The organism is Pseudomonas sp. 05N431 (assembly GCF_056397005.1).
The window spans coordinates 73,576-91,121 of sequence record NZ_JBFTMN010000020.1 but is presented as its reverse complement, the minus strand read 5'-3'; the positions used below and the strand labels follow the sequence as shown (position 1 = coordinate 91,121).

Annotated in this window: 15 protein-coding genes; 13 read left to right on the top strand and 2 right to left on the bottom strand. The window is 58.1% G+C overall.

Features of this window, described 5'->3' with window-relative positions; translation table 11 throughout:
* Positions 1–411: 411 nt before the first annotated feature.
* The gene (locus AC1DIG_RS25580; protein WP_477769531.1) at positions 412–783 is read right to left on the bottom strand and encodes a DUF6124 family protein; all 372 of its coding nucleotides are present in this window, start codon (positions 781–783) and stop codon (positions 412–414) included.
* A 500-nt stretch (positions 784–1,283) separates the two neighbouring features.
* On the opposite strand from AC1DIG_RS25580, the gene AC1DIG_RS25575 reads away from it, so the two are divergent.
* The 10 genes from AC1DIG_RS25575 to AC1DIG_RS25530 all read left to right on the top strand — a co-directional run bounded on the left by AC1DIG_RS25575 (position 1,284) and on the right by AC1DIG_RS25530 (position 12,108).
* Positions 1,284–1,619 carry a YceK/YidQ family lipoprotein gene (locus tag AC1DIG_RS25575; protein ID WP_477769530.1) on the top strand — a complete coding sequence of 112 codons (336 nt, stop codon included), beginning with the start codon at positions 1,284–1,286 and terminating at the stop codon, positions 1,617–1,619.
* A gap of 173 nt (positions 1,620–1,792) precedes the next feature.
* Positions 1,793–3,550 (top strand): carbamoyltransferase family protein, encoded by a 1,758-nt coding sequence (locus AC1DIG_RS25570; protein WP_477769529.1) that lies wholly within the window; start codon positions 1,793–1,795, stop codon positions 3,548–3,550.
* Positions 3,534–4,664 (top strand): glycosyltransferase, encoded by a 1,131-nt coding sequence (locus AC1DIG_RS25565; RefSeq protein ID WP_477769528.1) that lies wholly within the window; start codon positions 3,534–3,536, stop codon positions 4,662–4,664. The genes AC1DIG_RS25570 and AC1DIG_RS25565 overlap by 17 nt, the downstream gene beginning before the upstream one ends.
* Entirely contained in the window at positions 4,664–5,560 is an 897-nt protein-coding gene (locus tag AC1DIG_RS25560; RefSeq protein WP_477769527.1) for an antimicrobial resistance protein Mig-14, read from the top strand. The genes AC1DIG_RS25565 and AC1DIG_RS25560 overlap by 1 nt, the downstream gene beginning before the upstream one ends.
* A gap of 8 nt (positions 5,561–5,568) precedes the next feature.
* Complete coding sequence (locus AC1DIG_RS25555) at positions 5,569–6,993, top strand: PIG-L deacetylase family protein (RefSeq protein ID WP_477769526.1); 1,425 nt, start codon at positions 5,569–5,571, stop codon at positions 6,991–6,993.
* 116 nt (positions 6,994–7,109) lie between these two features.
* Positions 7,110–7,931, top strand: a complete 822-nt coding sequence (locus AC1DIG_RS25550; RefSeq protein WP_477769534.1) for a DUF6625 family protein — start codon at positions 7,110–7,112, stop codon at positions 7,929–7,931.
* A complete protein-coding gene (locus AC1DIG_RS25545; protein ID WP_477769525.1) occupies positions 7,928–9,082 on the top strand; it encodes a glycosyltransferase in 1,155 nt (384 codons plus the stop codon). The genes AC1DIG_RS25550 and AC1DIG_RS25545 overlap by 4 nt, the downstream gene beginning before the upstream one ends.
* Positions 9,079–9,963 carry a glycosyltransferase gene (locus AC1DIG_RS25540; RefSeq protein WP_477769524.1) on the top strand — a complete coding sequence of 295 codons (885 nt, stop codon included), beginning with the start codon at positions 9,079–9,081 and terminating at the stop codon, positions 9,961–9,963. Before AC1DIG_RS25545 ends, AC1DIG_RS25540 begins: the two co-directional genes overlap by 4 nt.
* Positions 9,964–10,069: 106 nt before the next feature.
* Positions 10,070–11,326 (top strand): glycosyltransferase family protein, encoded by a 1,257-nt coding sequence (locus AC1DIG_RS25535; RefSeq protein ID WP_477769523.1) that lies wholly within the window; start codon positions 10,070–10,072, stop codon positions 11,324–11,326.
* Between the two features lie 56 nt (positions 11,327–11,382).
* On the top strand, positions 11,383–12,108 hold the full coding sequence (locus AC1DIG_RS25530) for a glycosyltransferase family 25 protein (protein ID WP_477769522.1): 726 nt from the start codon (positions 11,383–11,385) through the stop codon (positions 12,106–12,108).
* Between the two features lie 37 nt (positions 12,109–12,145).
* Here AC1DIG_RS25530 and AC1DIG_RS25525 read toward each other — a convergent pair whose 3' ends face one another.
* Entirely contained in the window at positions 12,146–13,999 is a 1,854-nt protein-coding gene (locus tag AC1DIG_RS25525; protein WP_477769521.1) for an O-antigen ligase family protein, read from the bottom strand.
* 159 nt (positions 14,000–14,158) lie between these two features.
* On the opposite strand from AC1DIG_RS25525, the gene msbA reads away from it, so the two are divergent.
* From msbA to cysC, 3 genes are all read left to right on the top strand, one after another.
* Positions 14,159–15,964, top strand: a complete 1,806-nt coding sequence (msbA, locus tag AC1DIG_RS25520) for a lipid A export permease/ATP-binding protein MsbA (RefSeq protein WP_477769533.1) — start codon at positions 14,159–14,161, stop codon at positions 15,962–15,964.
* A 184-nt stretch (positions 15,965–16,148) separates the two neighbouring features.
* Positions 16,149–16,853 (top strand): sulfotransferase family 2 domain-containing protein, encoded by a 705-nt coding sequence (locus AC1DIG_RS25515; protein ID WP_477769520.1) that lies wholly within the window; start codon positions 16,149–16,151, stop codon positions 16,851–16,853.
* On the top strand, positions 16,846–17,457 hold the full coding sequence (gene cysC, locus AC1DIG_RS25510; protein WP_477769519.1) for an adenylyl-sulfate kinase: 612 nt from the start codon (positions 16,846–16,848) through the stop codon (positions 17,455–17,457). Before AC1DIG_RS25515 ends, cysC begins: the two co-directional genes overlap by 8 nt.
* Positions 17,458–17,546: the final 89 nt, after the last annotated feature.

The window sequence follows — 17,546 nt, the reverse complement described above, 5'->3', positions numbered from 1 at the left end:
CTTCGCCCCAAGCGTACGGCACCTCGCCTAGGCTCGGCGTCCCCTCGTTCCGGCATTCATCAGGGGGCATCGCCTACGGTCTGCTTCGCGACGACCTCCTCTCGATGTGTCCGGCTGCGCCGTACGGCGCTGCGCGCCCACCCCCTGATGAACACCTCCACTCGGCCTCCCGAAGGGGCGGGTGGATCAAGATCAACAGTAAAGCACGGCGGCCTACCGGCCGGCCTGAGTGGTAAGAGCGCGTACGGCGTTAGATTGATCGTTCCCACGCTCTGCGTGGGAATGCATCCTGTGACGCTCTGCGTCACGATTCGTGAGCTGATGCAGAGCGTGGGAACGATCACAATCATTCGCGGATATACACAGATCAAAACGGTGGGGCGGGCCGGGCGACCCTCCCACCGTGGGGTGTTACGGCGCCTCTGGCTGATCGTAATTATCCAGCGCCCGATTCACCAACAACTCCCCCAACGAAACCATCTGCTGAATCGCCAGCGCCACGTGCCGGCGTGTGCCTTCAAGCTCAAACGCCAGATCGCTGGCCAGCACATTGACCGAGGCGAGGGTTTCCGAGGCATGCGCCAGCAAGGTTTCGTTATCCAGATCGGGGATGACCGCGAAGATGTTGGAGGGGCGTTTGTCGGGCAGGTTACCCTTGTCGAACGGCGGCTTGAGGTAATGATCCAGTGCCCGCTCGGCAGCGTCGTGGAGTTTTTTTGAGTCGGTGGAAGCGTAAGGGGAAGTGCTTGGGGTTTCAGGGGGATTTGGAGTGACTTTATGCATGATCAAGCTCCTAGAGTAGTGGAGCTGCCACAAGGTCTTCTCACGGACTTGGGGTGGCAGCCGTACGCGGGGTGAGAAACCGGGACTCTAGGAACCCGGCCACGCCGAAACGTGCCCGCGCACAGCCGCCATAACTTGAGCGACAGACGAAAAAACGTCTGCACTGTATAGGGTGGCCAGCTGTGCGCCTAGAGATGTCCGGATTCTCACGTCCGGTCGCTGAATGGGCAGCGACCCTCGAAGCCTAGATATGCGCATTCCGACCGGCAACCTTAAAAGCGTGTCGGAAGCTTCTTTGTGTCCTACGTTCATGGGCTTTTTAGGATCTGGGCTTGCTAGCAATGTTGGCCTGACAGCCAACCTGAGTGATGAAGGCAATAGCCGTTTGTGTCGTTGGTGACGACTCTTTATGAATCATCCTACGTGATCTACAGAAGTCGTGATCTGTGGGGCCAGCAATCGCGGTGCTAGCGTTGCCTGATGTTCTAGGAGGGCAAGCATTGACTATAAAAACGGCTATTTCGCTGGGTGTTTTTTCTCTTGCTTTAGGCGGTTGCGGGACCGTTAGTACGGTGTTGCAAGATGAGGCCGAGGCGGCCCGTGGTCTCAGGAGGCAGAAAACCTATTGCCAGTCCATTCCTCGTATCTACAGCGGTCTGGCTTATGATTTTTGTATCTTGAATGCACCTCCGGATCCGACGGGAATTCTTGTGCCGCTGGTATTGCTGGATTTGACGGTGTCGGGTGTCCTGGACACGGTGTGCTTGCCGTACACGATTTACCGGCAGGCTGCCGACGGCAATATCAGGATTTACTGGCGCCCCGCACGGGGTTGAACGTGCTCGCGCACCGTCGTCCAGGGCGATCTCCCCGCGTCAAACAACCTCTGGGTCATTCCCGCCATCTTTACGCTATAATCCCGCCCTTTAGCTGTTTCTCGCCCTTTTGCGAGGACACATTATTTCCAGGCGCACGTCGCCTGCATGCAGACTTAAGAGGCTAGACCCCTGTGGCATTGACGATTCTTGGCCTGTCCGGCGCCCTTAGCCATGATCCTTCCGCAGCCTTGTACATCGACGGCAAGCTGGTCGCGGCTGCTGAAGAAGAACGCTTCGTACGCGATAAACATGCAAAGAACCGCATGCCTTACGAATCGGCGAAGTTCTGTCTGGAACAGGCGGGCATCAAACCTTCCGACGTTGACGTAGTGGCAATCCCGTTTGCCCCGATCAGCCTGTTCGGCAAGGCCCGCTGGCACTACGCCAAGCGTTACTGGTATGCACCGGACCGCGCGCTTGATGCGATCCTGATGGGCAACCGTCGCTACAAGCGCTATCGCAACAAGATTGTCTGGTGCCTCGAGCAACTGGGCTTCGATCCGAAGAAAATCAAGATCGAGCCGGTCGAGCATCACCTGGCTCACGCCTCCAGCGCCTATCACTGCTCTGGTTTCAAAGAGAAAACCGCGATCCTCGGGATCGACGGCAAGGGCGAGTACGCCACGACCTTTTTCGGTTATGGCCAGAACGGCAAGATCCACAAGATCAAGGAATTCTTCGACCCGGATTCCCTCGGTGGCCTGTACGGCGCGATCACCGAGTTTCTCGGTTTCGAAATGCTTGACGGTGAGTTCAAGGTCATGGGCATGGCGCCGTACGGCGACGCCAGCAAATATGATTTCTCCCGCCTGGCGTCGTTCGAAAACGGCGAGCTGGTGATCAACACCGATTACGCCAACGTCATCGGCCTGCGTCGCTACAAAGAGAAGGGCAAGGGTTTCTACTTCTCGCCGAAGCTGATCGAGTGGCTGGGTCCGAAACGCGAAGGCGATATCGCTGACGAACCGTACATCCATTACGCCGCGAGCATGCAAGCGCTGTTCGAGAAACTGGCGTTGCAGATGATCGACTACTACCTGGGCGACGTGCTCAAGGAAACCGGCAAGCTGGCGTTCGCCGGCGGCTGTGCGTTGAACGTCAAGCTGAACCAGAAAATCATCGCTCGCGACGACGTCAAAGAGCTGTTCGTACAGCCTGCGTCCGGCGATGCCGGCACCGCGGTGGGGGCTGCGGCTTACGTGTCTCACGCCCGTGGTGTTCCGGTCGAGAAAATGGAACACGTTTACCTCGGCCCGTCGTACAGCAACGAAGACGTGATTGCGGCCTGCGCCCGTCACCCGAGCAAGCCTGCGTGGCGCAAGCTTGATGACATGCCGGAGAAGATCGCCAAAATCATGGTCGATGGCAATCCGGTGGCCTGGTTCCAGGGGCGCATGGAGTTCGGTCCGCGTGCGTTGGGCGGTCGTTCGATCATCGGTTGCCCGAGCGCCACAGGCGTGGCTGACCGGATCAACCACCAGATCAAGTTCCGCGAGCGCTGGAGGCCTTTCTGCCCGTCGATGCTCGACACCGTGGCGCCGCAGATGATCAAGATCGATCACCCGGCACCGTTCATGACCTTCACTTTCGAAGTGGCTGAAGAGTGGAAAACCCGCGTGCCGGAAGTCGTCCATGAAGACGGTACCTCCCGTGCCCAGGTGCTCAAGCGCGAATACAATCCGCGCTACTACGACATGATGAAAGCGCTGGAAGTGCTGACCGGCAACGGTGTGTCGCTGAACACCTCGCTGAATCGCCGTGGTGAGCCGATGATCTGCTCGCCGACCGACGCCCTGAACATGTTCTTCGGTTCCGATCTACAGTATCTGATCATGGAAGACATTCTGGTGGTTAAAGACGGCGCGGACGCTTATGACACGCTCGGCTGAACGCCATGTGCTGCAGTTCTGTCACGGCTATGACGGGCCGTTCCTGGACTGCGTCCGACAGTACGCCAGCCTGTTTGCAGGGTCTGGTTATCGAGTGACCACGGTGTTTCTCACCGGGGCCGCCGATGCAGACGTTGCAGCAGGTTGTGCGTCTGATGAAGTGCTGTTCATGGAATACAGCTCCAAGGCCATTCGTGGCCTGAAGCTGGGAGCGATTGCCGATCTGCGCAAAATCGCCCAGTCGCGCAATTTCAGTTTCTGTATCGCCCACCGTTTCAAGCCGATCTACATCGCCTTGCTCGGTACGGCGTTGCCGGTGATCGGCGTGCATCACGGCTTTGGTGATTACCAGCGGCGGACGCGCAAGCTGTTCGCGCATGTTTTTCGCAAGCGCCTGAGCCTGCTCGGGGTTTCCGATGCGGTGCGCGACGACATGCGCCGTTGTTTGCCGAAGTGGCCGGTGGCGCGGATTCAAACCCTCTACAACCGCATCGATGTCGACGCATTGCAGGCCTCTCAGGTGCCCTTCTATGAGGCGCGCGATGCCTTGGGGCTGTCGCCGGATGCGTGGGTGATCGGCAACGTCGGTCGCCTGCATCCGGACAAGGACCAGGCCACCTTGCTGCGCGGCTTTGCCCAGGCCTTGCCGCGTTTGCCGGTCGACAGTCAACTGGCGATTCTTGGCTCCGGCCGTCTGGAGCAGAAGCTCAAGGATCTGGCTCGCGAACTCGGTATTGGTGACCGCGTGCTGTTTCTCGGTCAGGTACCGGAGGCGCGTCGCTACTTCCGGGCCTTCGATGTCTTTGCCCTGAGTTCCGACCACGAACCGTTCGGCATGGTACTGCTCGAAGCCATGGCCGCCGGTGTGCCGTTGCTGGCCACCGCGTGCGGCGGGGCGAAGGAGGTGGTCGAAGGTGTCGGTATTTTGTTCCCTCTGGGAGATGTCGAACACCTGGCGCAGGGCCTGCAACACCTGGCCGTGATGAATCAGCACGAGCATCAGGTCTGCGCCGAAATGATGCTTGACCGCCTGCGCGAGCGCTTCTCGGATCGCGCGGTACGCGAGGCGTTCTGGCGTTTGCCGCTAGTCCTTGAACTGACGGCGAGGGCCTGATGCTCAACCGATTTCAAGGCTGGCGCGAGCGTGGCTGGTCCGTTGTCGACGCGTCGACGTATAGCGATGCCTGGCAGCTTTTTGGCGGTAGCGTCGCGACTCATCCACTGGTGGTCGAGCGTCTGGCGCAGTTGGCCGATATCCCGGTGCGTTACCTGGCCTGGGAGCAGGGTGGCGAACTGAAAGCCGCGATCCCGACCTGGGGCCGCGACCTGGCATTGTCCAAGGACGTGCTCAAGCGTAACGGCAAGAAAGGTCTGTTCGATCTCGGCAACGCTGAATTCATCCTGCCGGCTGCGGCCGACGCGCAAGCGCTGTTGCGTCACCGCGGGCGCTACTTGTCTGCGCTGAATGAAGGTCGCTTTGCCGGCCTCAAGCTGCAAACCGAACAATTGGCCATGGCCCGCACACCTGAAGAGCTGTCGAAGAAGTTTCGCTACAACCAGCGCCGTGAACTGCGTTTGCTGGAAGAGGCCGGTGGCGTGATACGGCCAGTCAGCGACTTTTCCAGTCAGGAACTGGCGGCTATTTATTGCGATCTTTTTCAGCGTCGCTGGGGGTTTCCGGCGACCGGTGCAGCACGTATGGGCGAGGTGCTTGAGTTGCTGCGCGAGCTGATGATTGGCTCGGTGATTTTCCTCAACGATGCGCCGATTGCGATTCAGTTGGTCTACCGTGTGGAAGCGCCAGAGTGGATCAGCGTCGAGTACATCAACGGTGGCGTCGACCCCGAGACTCGCGAGTTCAGCCCCGGTAGCGTATTGAGTTTTCTCAATACCCAAAGCGCCTGGGAGCACGCACGAGCAATCGACAAGCCGCTGCGCTTTTCCTTCGGGCGTGCCGATCGTGAATACAAGGACCGCTGGTGCAACTCTGTGCCGGTGTTTACCGTATGAGCCAGACCATGAGCCAGCCCGTCAGTCGCAAGCAGCAACTGCTCAAGCGTCATCGACGTAACAAGCGCATCGGCCTGTTGATCGGTGTCTTGCTGTTGATTGCGGTTGGCGTGCTGGTCACCTGGTGGCTGCCGCTGGTACTCGCGGTCCTGGCCTGGGTCGCCCATGAAGCGTGGTTCGCCGACCATTTGTTTTACTCGCCCAAGGATGATTACCAGTACAGTTTTCCGCCGTACACGCAGCAACCCAAGGTCCGACTGGACGGTGGGCGTCTGCTGCTGGACGACGGCGTCATCCTGACCGACGACACCACGCTGGTACTGGCGCTGCGAGTAAAAAGCACCTGGCTGGGACGTTTTTTCGATCCTGCAGTCGAGTTGTCGGGTGGCGACAATCCAGACCGGCAAGCCTTCGAACGTGGGGTAGACGGTATGCGTTACCTCAACCTCAGTGGTCAGGCACATGTTCTGTCGCAGGGCGATTTGCGTGTGCGTGGGCGTTTCTGCCGATTGCTCGGCGAGCCGGTGCTCTGGTCGTTCGAACACCCGGATTACTGCCGTCAGCGAGTGATGGTGATCGCGCCTCACGCCGACGATGCGGAGCTGGCCGCTTTCGGTTTGTACAGCCAGGCCGACGAGGCCTGGATTGTCACGTTGACCGCTGGCGAAATTGAAGCCGGGCACTATCGGCAGATGGGGCTGAACGCCGTCGAAGCTTCGCGGATCAAAGGCCGCTTGCGCGCCTGGGACAGCATTGCGGTGCCGCGCTGGGCCGGCGTGCCTGAATCGCAGTGTGTGCAATTGGGGTATTTCTGCCTGCAATTGCCAGCCATGCAGGCGGCGCCGGATCAACCGGTTGGCTCGCGTGAGGCGGATCTGAGCGACACGCGACTGTTTCGCCAACTCAATCCGTTTGCCTTGCCCGGTGACCGCGATGGTGCACCGACCTGGAATAACCTGCTGGCCGATCTGCGCGAACTGCTGCTCAAGGCGCGCCCTGAAGTTATTGTCCTGCCGCATCCATCGCTCGATCCGCATCCTGATCACATCTGTGCACAGCATGCGGTGCTGGAAGCCTTGAAGGGGCTTGAGTGGCAGCCGACTACACTGCTCGGTTACGCGAACCACCTGCATGACAATGATCGCTGGCCAATGGGGGATTCAGAGGCCGGGATTGCGTTGCCGCCAGTGTTCGATCCAGCGTATGTGCTGCAGCCATATTGCCTGGCATTGTCGATCGAGCAGCAGCGCGACAAGGCTATGGCGCTGGGGATGATGCATGACTTGCAGCCGTGTGCGCCGTTCAAGCGTCGCCTGCGTCGTGGATTGCAGCGTCTGTTGGCAGGGCGCTCGGGCTCGTCTTATGGCGAGAACGAATTTTTTCGCAAGGCGGTCAGGCGCCATGAGCTGTTCTGGGTTTTGAAACATGAATAAAGACACGCGGGTATAGCATTGCTTCGTATTCTTTTCTCTGTAGTGAGCTCTCAGTGAATAATTCGTCTTCCCGCATTCTTTTCCTTATTCCTTATTTCGGTCGCTGGCCGTTCTGGATGCCGTTCTTTCTCGAAAGCTGCCGGCGTAATGCGGACATCGATTGGCTGTTGTTCAGTGACTGCGGTCGGCCACAAAATCTGCCAGAAAACGTAAAGATCGAGAACATCGGTTTCAGTGAATACTGCCAATTGGTGTCGCGCCGCCTGAATATCGATTTCTCGCCTGCCAGGGCTTACAAGCTCTGTGACATCAAGCCAGCGCTCGGTCATATCCATGCCGATCGCCTGGCGGGTTACGATTTCTGGGCTTTTGGTGACATTGACCTGGTGTATGGCGATCTGCGTCGCTATTTTACGGCTGAGCGATTGGCCGGCTTGGACCTGTTTTCGACCCATGAGCGACGAGTCGCCGGGCACCTGTGCCTGATACGCAATACGGCTTGCCAGCGCGAGTTGTTCATGCGGATCAAGAATTGGAAAACGCGTTTTACCGATCAAAAGCAACACGCTTTGGATGAAGGGGCGTTCAGCCGGATATTCCTCTGGCGCAAGAATTTCCCCAAACCGTTATTCAATCTGCTTGGCAAGTTCAATCCATTGCGGCGGCGCAGTGAGTTTACCGAAGCATTCAGCACCCCTGGCGGCCATATCAAGTGGCACGATGGCACTGATGATTTTCCCCGGCGTTGGTACTGGCGTGAGGGGTGTTTGACCAATGATCGGGACGGTGATCGCTCGTTTCCGTATTTTCACTTCTATTGCTGGAAGCGCAATGAGTGGTCACGGTTGTCCGAGCCTGATCCTGAATACGTAAAAGACCTGGCTGCGAAGCCGGCCTGGATCATTGACGCAACAGGTTTCATCGGGGATGAGTCATGAATCAGCGTTTCAAGGTCTTGCAACTGCAACCTGACTACAACGTTAAAGCGCACGATTTTGCCGATCTTGCGGAGCAAATCGTCAAGGCTCTGCCGGCTGAGCGTTATGAAATAACAGCGGCGTTCTTGCGTGGCCGACCGGAGCCGGATGAGGCCGTAAGCCGTGCCGACCACTCGGTCTATTTCGAGTTCTCCGACAAGTCGCTCAAGGGGATGCGCCTGCGAGCCATGTGGCGGTTGTATCAGTTTTGCCGAAAAGAAAAGTTTGATGCGGTCATCTGCAATCGCTTCAAGCCGGTGAACATGCTGTTGCAACTCAATCGCTGGTTGAAAATACCATTGTGTATCGGCATCTCCCATGGCTTCGGCGAGTACGACCGTTTTTACCGGCGGCGTCAGACCCAGAATCTCATCGATCGCCACTGGCGTTTTGTCGGTGTGTCGCCAGCGGTCAAGCAGTACTTGCTGGATTGTAATTGCGGCTTCACTGACGGCAATACCTATGCCATTACCAATGCCATCGATATCGAGCAGGCTGAAGGTTTGCAGCACTCTCGTGAGCGTTCGCGCGAGTTGTTGGGGCTTGATCCAGCGGTACGCTTGATCGGCGCGCTCGGGCGTCTGGTACCCGTTAAAGGTCATACCTACTTATTGCAGGCTTTTGCCGCGCTCAAAGACAAATATCCCCAGACGCAGCTGGCGATCATCGGTGCCGGTCGCGAAGAAGCCCGTTTGGCCTGTGAAATAGAGCGATTGGGTTTGAGCGGGCGCGCACATCTCCTGGGGTTCAAGGAAAACGCCCTGCAGTATGTTCGCGCATTCGATATCTGGACCATGCCCTCGTTGGCCGAGGGATTGGGCCTGGCATTACTTGAAGGCATGAGCGGCCATTTGCCGGTGATTGCCTCGAATGTGCCAGCCATGCTTCCGCTTGTTCAGGGCGCGGGTGGTCTTGCCGTCGAGCCGGCGAATGTCCCGTCGCTTGTCAAGGCGCTGGATACCTATCTGGGACTTTCGGATGAAGAGCTCAAAGCCAAAGGCGAGCAGGCCTACCGTTATCTGCAAGAACAGCACGATATCGACGTGTTCCGTCAGGAGTATCTGCAATTGATCGACTCAGGTCTGAGTCAGGCGCGCAAGGGTGAGGCATGAAAGACGATCAACCTGTGGTGACAGTGATCATCGCTTCTTATAACCATGGCCCGTACATTGAGCAGAGTATTCTCAGCGTCCTGAATCAGACCTATTCGAATATCGAATTGCTGGTCGTCGATGATGGCTCCACAGATGACAGCGTCGAGCGTATCCAGCGACTGCAGGAGCAGCACTCGTTCGATTTCCGGGTTCAGCAGAATCAGGGACTGACCAACACGCTCAATGGTGCGATTGCTCGCTCCAAAGGCAGCTTGATCGTCCCGTTCGGTTCTGACGACATCATGTTGCCGGAGCGCATAGCGATTCAGGTCGCTTACATGGATGGCAAGCCCGAGGTTGGTATTTGCGCCGGCAACATCGAGCTGATCGACGCCGATGGAAACCTCTTTCCCGAGAAGCGTCAACGCCGGGATGTGCCGTTTCGACGCCTGGACTTCGATGACATGTTCCTCGAACGCAAGCCCTATCCGCCGGCGCCGACACTGATGATTCGGCGGGAGGCGCTGGAGAAGGTAGGTGGCTTCGACCCGAATATTCGTCTGGAGGACCTGCTGATCGAGTTGAAGGTGACTCACGCCGGTTACTTCATCGATGGTCTGAATGTACTGATGGCGCGCTATCGCAAACACGCGACCAACTCGTATAAGAATCATCGTTTCATGGTCGACAACATTCTGCGGTCCTACGCGCTGTTCAGCGATCATCCGTTGTATGACGAGGTGCGTTACAAGTTTCTCAACTCGATGTTCCTTAAAACAGCTAATCGCGATCGGGCGCTGGCTCGTGAGCTGCTGGCACAGATCCCTTTCAAAGCCTGGTCTGCAAAGACCTGGCGCGGATTGGGGCGGTTGTATTTTTCCCCTCTGGAAAAAAACTGAGGGGCAATGCAATGGGCTGGATTCGATGCTTTCTGGAAAAACGCACCAAGCGCGCCATTGGGGTTCGCTTGACGAAGTACGATGGTAACTGTCTATTGGGGACAGCATGATCCAGGATGTTTTTGGCAACAGTTGGGCCGACAAGGCTCATGCCCTGGACCGCTATCGCTGGCGGCGATTGCGCGAGCGCCATTCCTGGCTGGGTAGCCTCTTGCGCTTTGGTCGGGATGCTTGCGTAGACTGGTTTTTCGGCTGGAGGGCGCGGGCGCGCCTGGCGGCGGAGGTCGTGGCCGAGCCCTGCGATTTCCTGTTGCTGCAGTCAGCATCCAAAGTCATTCCCTTGCAGCGCAAGAAGCTGTTGATTGCTGCCCTGCGTGCCAGCGGCCACTCACTGGTGGAAACTGCGCTGCAGGTGCCTGGGACCATTCTTGCCCAGCGTCTGCTCAAGCATCCGCAGCAGGCGGTGCCGCTGCGCTATTTTGGCTATGCCGCCCATGCCGAATGGCTGGTGGCTCACCACCAGCCGAAGATTCTGCTCAATGACCGTAACGGTAGCCTGTATGCGCCGTTCCTGCGTCTGGCGCTGAACCGGCATCATCACCTGCTGGTGCACCTGGCGCATGCGACCACGGTCGAGTCTTCGAGTCGTCTGGGCATGAACGACTATGACTATTACTTCATGTTCGGCCGCAGTTCGCTGGAGGCTCTGCAGTCACGGCCGCTACGCTTCGGCAGTTCGAATGCGGTTCTGTCCGGTTCGCACATGATTGATGCAGCCTACGACCTGCCGCCGCCCGACCCTGAGCGGCGGGTGCTGCTGGTCCTGGGCGTTGGCCCGGACAAAGAGAAGGAGCGCAGCTACCAGCGGACCTACGCCCTGCTGCGCGATTGGGCGGCGCAGCACCCTGAGTACCAGGTGCTGATCAAGGCGCATCCGCGTAGCCAGGTGTCGTTTTGGCACGGCGCGGCCGCGGTACTGTCCAACGTGCAGGTTCTGGACCGTGGAGTCGGTCTGGCCGCTGCGCTGGAGCAGGCTTCGATCGTTGTGAGCATTATGTCTAACGCAGTTATCGAGGCGGCGCTGGCGCGGCGCCCGGTCATTTATGTCAATGTTGGTGAAAATCACGACATTTTTTCTCAGGAGCGCTTCCTGGGCGAGCGCATCACCACGACTGCAGAGCTGGCCGCGCGGGTAGTCTGGATTCAAGGCAACTATCTGCAGTGTCAGGAGCGGGCCCGGCATTTCGCCGAGTTTCACTTGGCGCACGGGGTAGAAGGGCTGGATACCACCGTCGGCTTGTTGGTTGACCTGTTGCAGGCAGAGCCTGTGCCTTCTCTGGTGCTTGACGGCACCGTCCAGTAGGGGCCGGCAGTCAGGCCTGACACTTTAATAATCACGGTTGCGGTGGTGAACGGAAAATGATTTGGCCTTTTGCACATGCCTGCGTCATCAATCTCGACAGCAGGAAAGATCGCTGGGCTCGCATACAGGCACACTTGCACGGTCTGGGGCTGCAGGCCGAGCGTTTCAGTGCCGTGTCGATGCATCGGCTGGACGATGATCTGCCATCGCCGCAACTGCGCGAATTTTTGTTGCGCGTCGATGGCGACAGCGACAGGTTCGAACACAAGTTGCGCGCTACTTGGGCGTGCATGCGCAGCCATCTTGCGGTGATTGCCATGGCCAAGGCTCGCGGCTGGCCGCAGGTGCTGGTCCTGGAGGACGATTGCGAGTTTGAGCCCTATGCGCCTGCGGTCCTGCGTCGGGTGCCGGCACAGTTGTCGTCACGGGATTGGACGATGCTGTACTTGGGGGGCACGCTGAAAAAGGGCGGGCAGGCGCGCAAGGTGTCAGCCAACCTGGTGGCGGTCAATCGGGTGCGCCTGGCTCATGCTTACGTGGTCAAGGCAGAGCTCTATGATCGGATCCTGCAGGAGGCGCCTCTCAGTGGGCTGCCGCTCGACTGGTATTACTCGGAAAACCTCCTGCCCACGACTCGAGCGTTCCTTGTGCGCCCCTTGCTGGCCCGGCAGAGCCTGATGGTCATGAGTGATATCGAGCAGGTAGTACGCAAGCCCAAGCTCAAGACCCGACAACTCCTTGGCCGGCTGGCTGCGCGCCTTCGCTACGGCTTGCTCGGATAATGTGCCGGCAGTAGCCGGGGAGGCGCCGCAGGTTCAATCAGCTCGCCAAACCAAGGGAATGCACTTGCTTGTGAATGCATTTGACGGCGTTGTCTGGTGCCAGGAGGGCATAGCCCTGAAGCAGGTCGGTAAAGTGCGCGTCGAACAGCCAGCGCCGGTCTTCCGTGTAGCGCTGCATATGGCGCAGGTTGCGTCGACGAAGCTCCAGGTTCAGAGGTGAGGGCAGGAGGCGCAAGTCGGCCAGATCAATCAGGCCGAATTCGCCGTCCTCCAGCAAAAGAACATTACCAAGGTGCAATGAGCGGAAATAGACCCCGCGTTCGTGCAGTTCTGCCAGGAAGCGCCCATAACGTTGCACCAGTGCCTGGCGCATACTCACGCTGGGCATGGCTTGCAGCACCTGGCGCAGGGTTCTGCCTGGCAGGGGCTGGTAGCGTACGGCGCTACTGCCATTGGGCATGCGGTACAGATCGAGGATCGCTGGAGTGTTCAGGCCTGTACGGGCCAGGCGTTGGCTGTTTTCGGCGAAGCGCTCGGAATAGGGATAAAAGCTGCCGTAGGTATGCCAACGGCGGGCACGGAACAGCTTCAGAAAACTGCCATCCTCAAGTTTGAGGACTTTGGGCCCAAGGCCGTCTTCTTCGACCACCGATGCGTTGATGGTCATGCGTTGGGCATCGTCGGCAGAGAGACTGCGAACCGAAAGCTTCGACAGACGGTTTGTGCGCTGGGCAATGCTCAGCGCAGCCATCAGTGCCAGCGGTATCCACAGCAGGAACCAATGCTCCCGGGGGGTGTACAGGATGTCGCCACCCTCTGCCAGGCTGGCCCCTATACCGAATACCATCAGGGTCGACGCCAGGATAAACAGCGGTTGCGAGCGCTGGCGCCAGCAGTTGAACAGTCCTAGAAGTTGCATGGCCAGCCAGGGCAAGAACCCGATGATGCCGACATAGAAGAGCACGCCCAAGGCAAAGCTATGAGGTTCGCGGTAGGGATAGCCAACCCCCGGATCGATGCTCAGCGTCGCGTCATAACCATGGCCAATCCAGGGCGCATCGGCAATCAGATGCAGCGCTTGTCTCCAGATTTCGAAGCGGTAGGAGTCGCCGCGCGCCAGGAGCATGTCCGGTAACGCCGCCAGCAGGCTTACGCCAAGGGCGCCCATGATGGCCAGCAGCAACAATGAACGACGGTTCCAGCAAGTGAATGCCAGCCAGAGGCCTGCTATGGCGATGGCAACCAGAGGCGTTCTGGAGCCGGTTGCCAGGGCGGCCGCGAACATGACCAGAAAGGCCGGGACAATGCCAAACAGCAGCTTCGGATTGCGCACGGTCATGCCCAGAAAAAACCAGTAGGTGCAGAAAAAGCCGAACAGGTGGGAGCTGAGCAAGGGGTTGTCAAAGGCACCCCCGCCGATCATCCGATCGCCCGGTGCATAGTGCGACAGGAAAATATAAAGATTGAATGTGCTGGCGACCAACGCTACCAGGGCAGCAGCCAGCAGGACGAGTTTGAAGCTTTCGGCACGGTAACGCAGCAGCAGGCTGGTGCCAGCAAAGAGCATGAAAATATACAGCGGTGGTTTTGTCAGGCTGAACACGCTGTCTGGCGTAGGGCTCCAGTACAGTGACAGCAGCGCCCAGCCGGAATAAAGCAGGAATGCCTGAACCAGCGGCTCTCGCAGGAGGTTCTTCAATTCACTGGGGCGAATGCACAGGGCTATCAGGGCGGGGGTGCTCACGAGGACGTAAAACAACCTTTGATAGCCGCCGCGTGTAGGCAGAAAAAACAGTCCGCAAAGCAAAAGAAAAAAGCCCAGCGGCAGCATCCACAGGCAAATGAAATCGAAAACCCGGGTCGCTCTGGTATTGATGCTGCTGAATGGCATACTGAACTGTATTCCGATTAAGGGCCGGTAATACTAACGTATCCGTCTACCTTGGTCCTGTGGAATATTACCGCCGGGCAACCCGTTCGAACGATCCCGGCTGAGACCGGAAGAAGCTGTGATAAAGTCAGCATCCTTTTTTTGAATACTTCGCGTGATATGACCGACTCCAGTCTCTCCGCAAGCCCTTCGAGCTTGAAAATCTACTTCCGACTCCTTGGTTATGTGCGGCCATATATCGGCCTGTTCACTCTGAGTATTGTCGGTTTTCTGATTTTCGCGTCGACTCAGCCGATGCTTGGCTACGTGCTCAAGTATTTCGTTGATGGCTTGTCCAATCCCGAGGCCGCGCTGTTCCCCTCGATACCTTATCTGCGCGATCTGTCATTAATGCATGCTGTCCCCTTGCTGATCATCCTGATCGCCGCGTGGCAGGGCGCCGGTTCATACCTGGGCAACTTCTTCCTGGCCAAAGTCTCGCTGGGCCTGGTACATGATTTGCGTGTGCAGCTGTTCAACAACCTGCTGGTGCTGCCGAATCGTTACTTCGATCAGCACAACTCCGGGCACCTGATCTCACGCATCACCTTCAACGTGACCATGGTCACGGGAGCAGCGACAGATGCGATCAAGGTCGTGTTCCGGGAGGGCATGACGGTTGTCTTCCTGTTTGTCTCCCTGTTGATCATGAACTGGCGCCTGACGCTGGTGATGGTTGCCATTTTGCCGCTGATTGCGTTCATGGTGAGTCGCGCCAGCTCCAAGTTTCGCAAGCAGAGCAAGAAGATCCAGGTGGCGATGGGCGATGTGACCCATGTGGCCTCCGAGACCATCCAGGGGTATCGCGTGGTCCGCAGCTTCGGCGGTGAAATCTATGAGCGCGCCCGATTCAAGCGCGCGAGCCAGAGCAACACTGACAAGCAGTTGCGCATGACCCGTACCAGCGCCATCTACACGCCGATGCTGCAGCTGGTGATCTACACCGCCATGGCGGTGCTGATGTTCCTGGTGTTGGCCCTGCGCGGTGATGCGTCGGCGGGCGACATGGTGGCGTACATCACCCTTGCCGGCTTGCTGCCTAAACCGATTCGGCAGCTATCGGAAGTCAGTTCGACGATTCAGAAAGGCGTTGCCGGGGCCGAGAGCATTTTTGAGCAATTGGATGTGACGCCCGAAGTCGACCGAGGCAGTATCGAGCGTGACTCGGTTACGGGTCGACTCGAGGTGCGTCACCTTAGCTTCACCTACCCGGGCTCCGACCGTCAGGTGCTCGATGACATCAGCTTTTCTGTCGAGCCTGGGCAAATGGTTGCCCTGGTGGGGCGTTCAGGAAGCGGCAAGTCGACGCTGGCCAATCTGATTCCGCGTTTCTATCACCACGATAAAGGCGAGATTCTTCTCGATGGGATTGAAGTCGAGGAGTACAAGCTGCTGAACCTGCGTCGGCATATTGCTCAGGTGACGCAGCATGTCACTTTGTTCAGTGACACGGTGACCAACAACATTGCCTATGGCGACCTCGCTGGCGCTCCCCGTGAAGATGTCGAGAAAGCCGCGAAAGATGCCTATGCCATGGACTTTATTGCGCAGTTGCCTCAAGGCCTGGACACCCAGGTCGGCGAGAACGGCGTGCTGTTGTCCGGCGGCCAGCGTCAGCGACTTGCGATTGCCCGGGCGCTGCTGAAAAACGCCCCGTTGTTGATTCTCGACGAAGCGACGTCGGCCCTTGATACCGAATCCGAGCGGCATATTCAGGCCGCCCTGGATCAGGTGATGAAGGGCCGTACGACGCTGGTGATAGCCCACCGTTTGTCGACCATCGAGAAGGCCGATCTGATCCTGGTCATGGATCAGGGCCAGATTGTCGAGCGCGGTACCCATTCCGAACTCCTGGCTAAGAATGGCTATTACGCTCGATTGAATGCACTGGGCCTTGATGAGCCCGCACCGCAGGGTATCGTCTGATCCCCGCTTCAGGGTGAGCGATGCTCACCCTGAAACCGCCTCGGCGTGCAATGCGCTCAGGGTGTTTGTGTCCAGATATTTACAGTCTTGACTATGTCTAAATAAATTTCGGTATTTCGCCTGCTACGGTTCGCACATGAATCATTGGCTTCGGGGTGGCTGTTCGCCTCGTGTGGGTACCGAAATGTTGCAGCGCTTTTTATGGAAGCTATTACCCAAACAGCAGCGAGCGTTCCTGCTGGGGCGTTTGTCGGTCAGGGATCGACAAGTCGTGAACAAGGCGATGTCGGGTAATGTGCACTTCCCTCAGGCTTTCCAGCAGCGCTCCTGCGTGTTCATTCACATCCCCAAGTGTGCCGGGAGCAGCGTTTGCTCTGCGCTATTCGACGGCTGGATGCCTGGGCATTTGCCGCTGTACTGGTACGAACAGCAATTTCCCGAGCAGTTTTCCAGCAGTTTCAAATTCACCTTCGTTCGTGACCCTTTGGAGCGGGCCTATTCGGCCTACGCTTTCCTGCGTGGCAACGAACTGGGGGAGCGCGACCGACGGTCCCAGGCGCTGGTTCGTCATTACCGTGATTTCGATGATTTCATCGGCCGCTGGCTGCATCCGGAGAACGTCCGGAAACAGTTGCATTTCGCTCCCCAGACCGACTTCATGGTCGACTCCATGGGGTATATGGCAATGGATTTCGTGGGGTATCAGGAACACCTGGATCGTGACTTTCAAGTGCTTTGCGAGCAATTGGGGGTCGTCTCGTCATTACCCCATCTGAATGGCTCTCAGCATCGCCAATCAGCACTCGCCCGTGACTTTTGTTCGGTACGCACCCGCCGTTTGGTGCGACGGGTTTATCAGCGTGACTATGAGATGCTCGGCTATGAGTAAATTGTCGTTTGTCTGCGAACAACCCCCACGGATCCGCCCGTACGCATTGTCGTTGTCACCCTCGGCCCGAGCAGCGCTCAAGCATCAGCAAGCGTGTTGCCTGTGGTTGACGGGGCTGTCCGGTGCCGGCAAGTCGACCTTGGCCAATGCGCTTGAGGTACAGCTCAATGAACAGGGGCGCCACACCTTTGTGCTGGATGGCGACAACGTACGCAACGGTTTGTGCAATGACCTGGGCATGGGCGCTGCAGCGCGTAAGGAAAATATCCGGCGTATTGCCGAAGTGGCGCGCTTGATGGTCGACGCGGGGCTGATTGTGATTGTCTCGGCGATTTCGCCGTTTCAGGCCGATCGAGCGTCGGCCAGAGCCTTGTTCCGCACGGGCGAGTTTCTCGAGGTGTATGTCAGCACGCCGTTCGACATCTGTGCCCGGCGCGATCCCAAGGGCTTGTATCAAGCTGCGCTGCGAGGGCAAATCAAGGACTTCACCGGTCTCGACAGCCCTTATGAAGCACCGCAACAGGCGGACTGCGAAATCAACACCGACGAGGTCGAGCTGGCCGACGCCGTGCAGCATATCCTGGCTGTTTTGCTTAAAAAATGAACAATATCACGGCGTGATGCGCCCCAGATGAAGCTGTCGAACTAGGCAGCGTTCACCCTGTGCTAATATCGCGCCCCTGTTCATTTTGT

What these genes read in the sequence shown, in the direction of transcription:
- AC1DIG_RS25515 (WP_477769520.1), top strand. Translation starts at nt 16,149, where the DNA reads ATGTTGCAGCGCTTTTTATGGAAGCTATTACCCAAACAGCAGCGAGCG.
- AC1DIG_RS25525 (WP_477769521.1), bottom strand. Translation starts at nt 13,999, where the DNA reads ATGCCATTCAGCAGCATCAATACCAGAGCGACCCGGGTTTTCGATTTC.
- AC1DIG_RS25535 (WP_477769523.1), top strand. Translation starts at nt 10,070, where the DNA reads ATGATCCAGGATGTTTTTGGCAACAGTTGGGCCGACAAGGCTCATGCC.
- cysC (WP_477769519.1), top strand. Translation starts at nt 16,846, where the DNA reads ATGAGTAAATTGTCGTTTGTCTGCGAACAACCCCCACGGATCCGCCCG.
- AC1DIG_RS25565 (WP_477769528.1), top strand. Translation starts at nt 3,534, where the DNA reads ATGACACGCTCGGCTGAACGCCATGTGCTGCAGTTCTGTCACGGCTAT.
- AC1DIG_RS25580 (WP_477769531.1), bottom strand. Translation starts at nt 783, where the DNA reads ATGCATAAAGTCACTCCAAATCCCCCTGAAACCCCAAGCACTTCCCCT.
- AC1DIG_RS25540 (WP_477769524.1), top strand. Translation starts at nt 9,079, where the DNA reads ATGAAAGACGATCAACCTGTGGTGACAGTGATCATCGCTTCTTATAAC.
- AC1DIG_RS25560 (WP_477769527.1), top strand. Translation starts at nt 4,664, where the DNA reads ATGCTCAACCGATTTCAAGGCTGGCGCGAGCGTGGCTGGTCCGTTGTC.
- AC1DIG_RS25555 (WP_477769526.1), top strand. Translation starts at nt 5,569, where the DNA reads ATGAGCCAGCCCGTCAGTCGCAAGCAGCAACTGCTCAAGCGTCATCGA.
- AC1DIG_RS25550 (WP_477769534.1), top strand. Translation starts at nt 7,110, where the DNA reads ATGCCGTTCTTTCTCGAAAGCTGCCGGCGTAATGCGGACATCGATTGG.
- msbA (WP_477769533.1), top strand. Translation starts at nt 14,159, where the DNA reads ATGACCGACTCCAGTCTCTCCGCAAGCCCTTCGAGCTTGAAAATCTAC.
- AC1DIG_RS25545 (WP_477769525.1), top strand. Translation starts at nt 7,928, where the DNA reads ATGAATCAGCGTTTCAAGGTCTTGCAACTGCAACCTGACTACAACGTT.
- AC1DIG_RS25530 (WP_477769522.1), top strand. Translation starts at nt 11,383, where the DNA reads ATGATTTGGCCTTTTGCACATGCCTGCGTCATCAATCTCGACAGCAGG.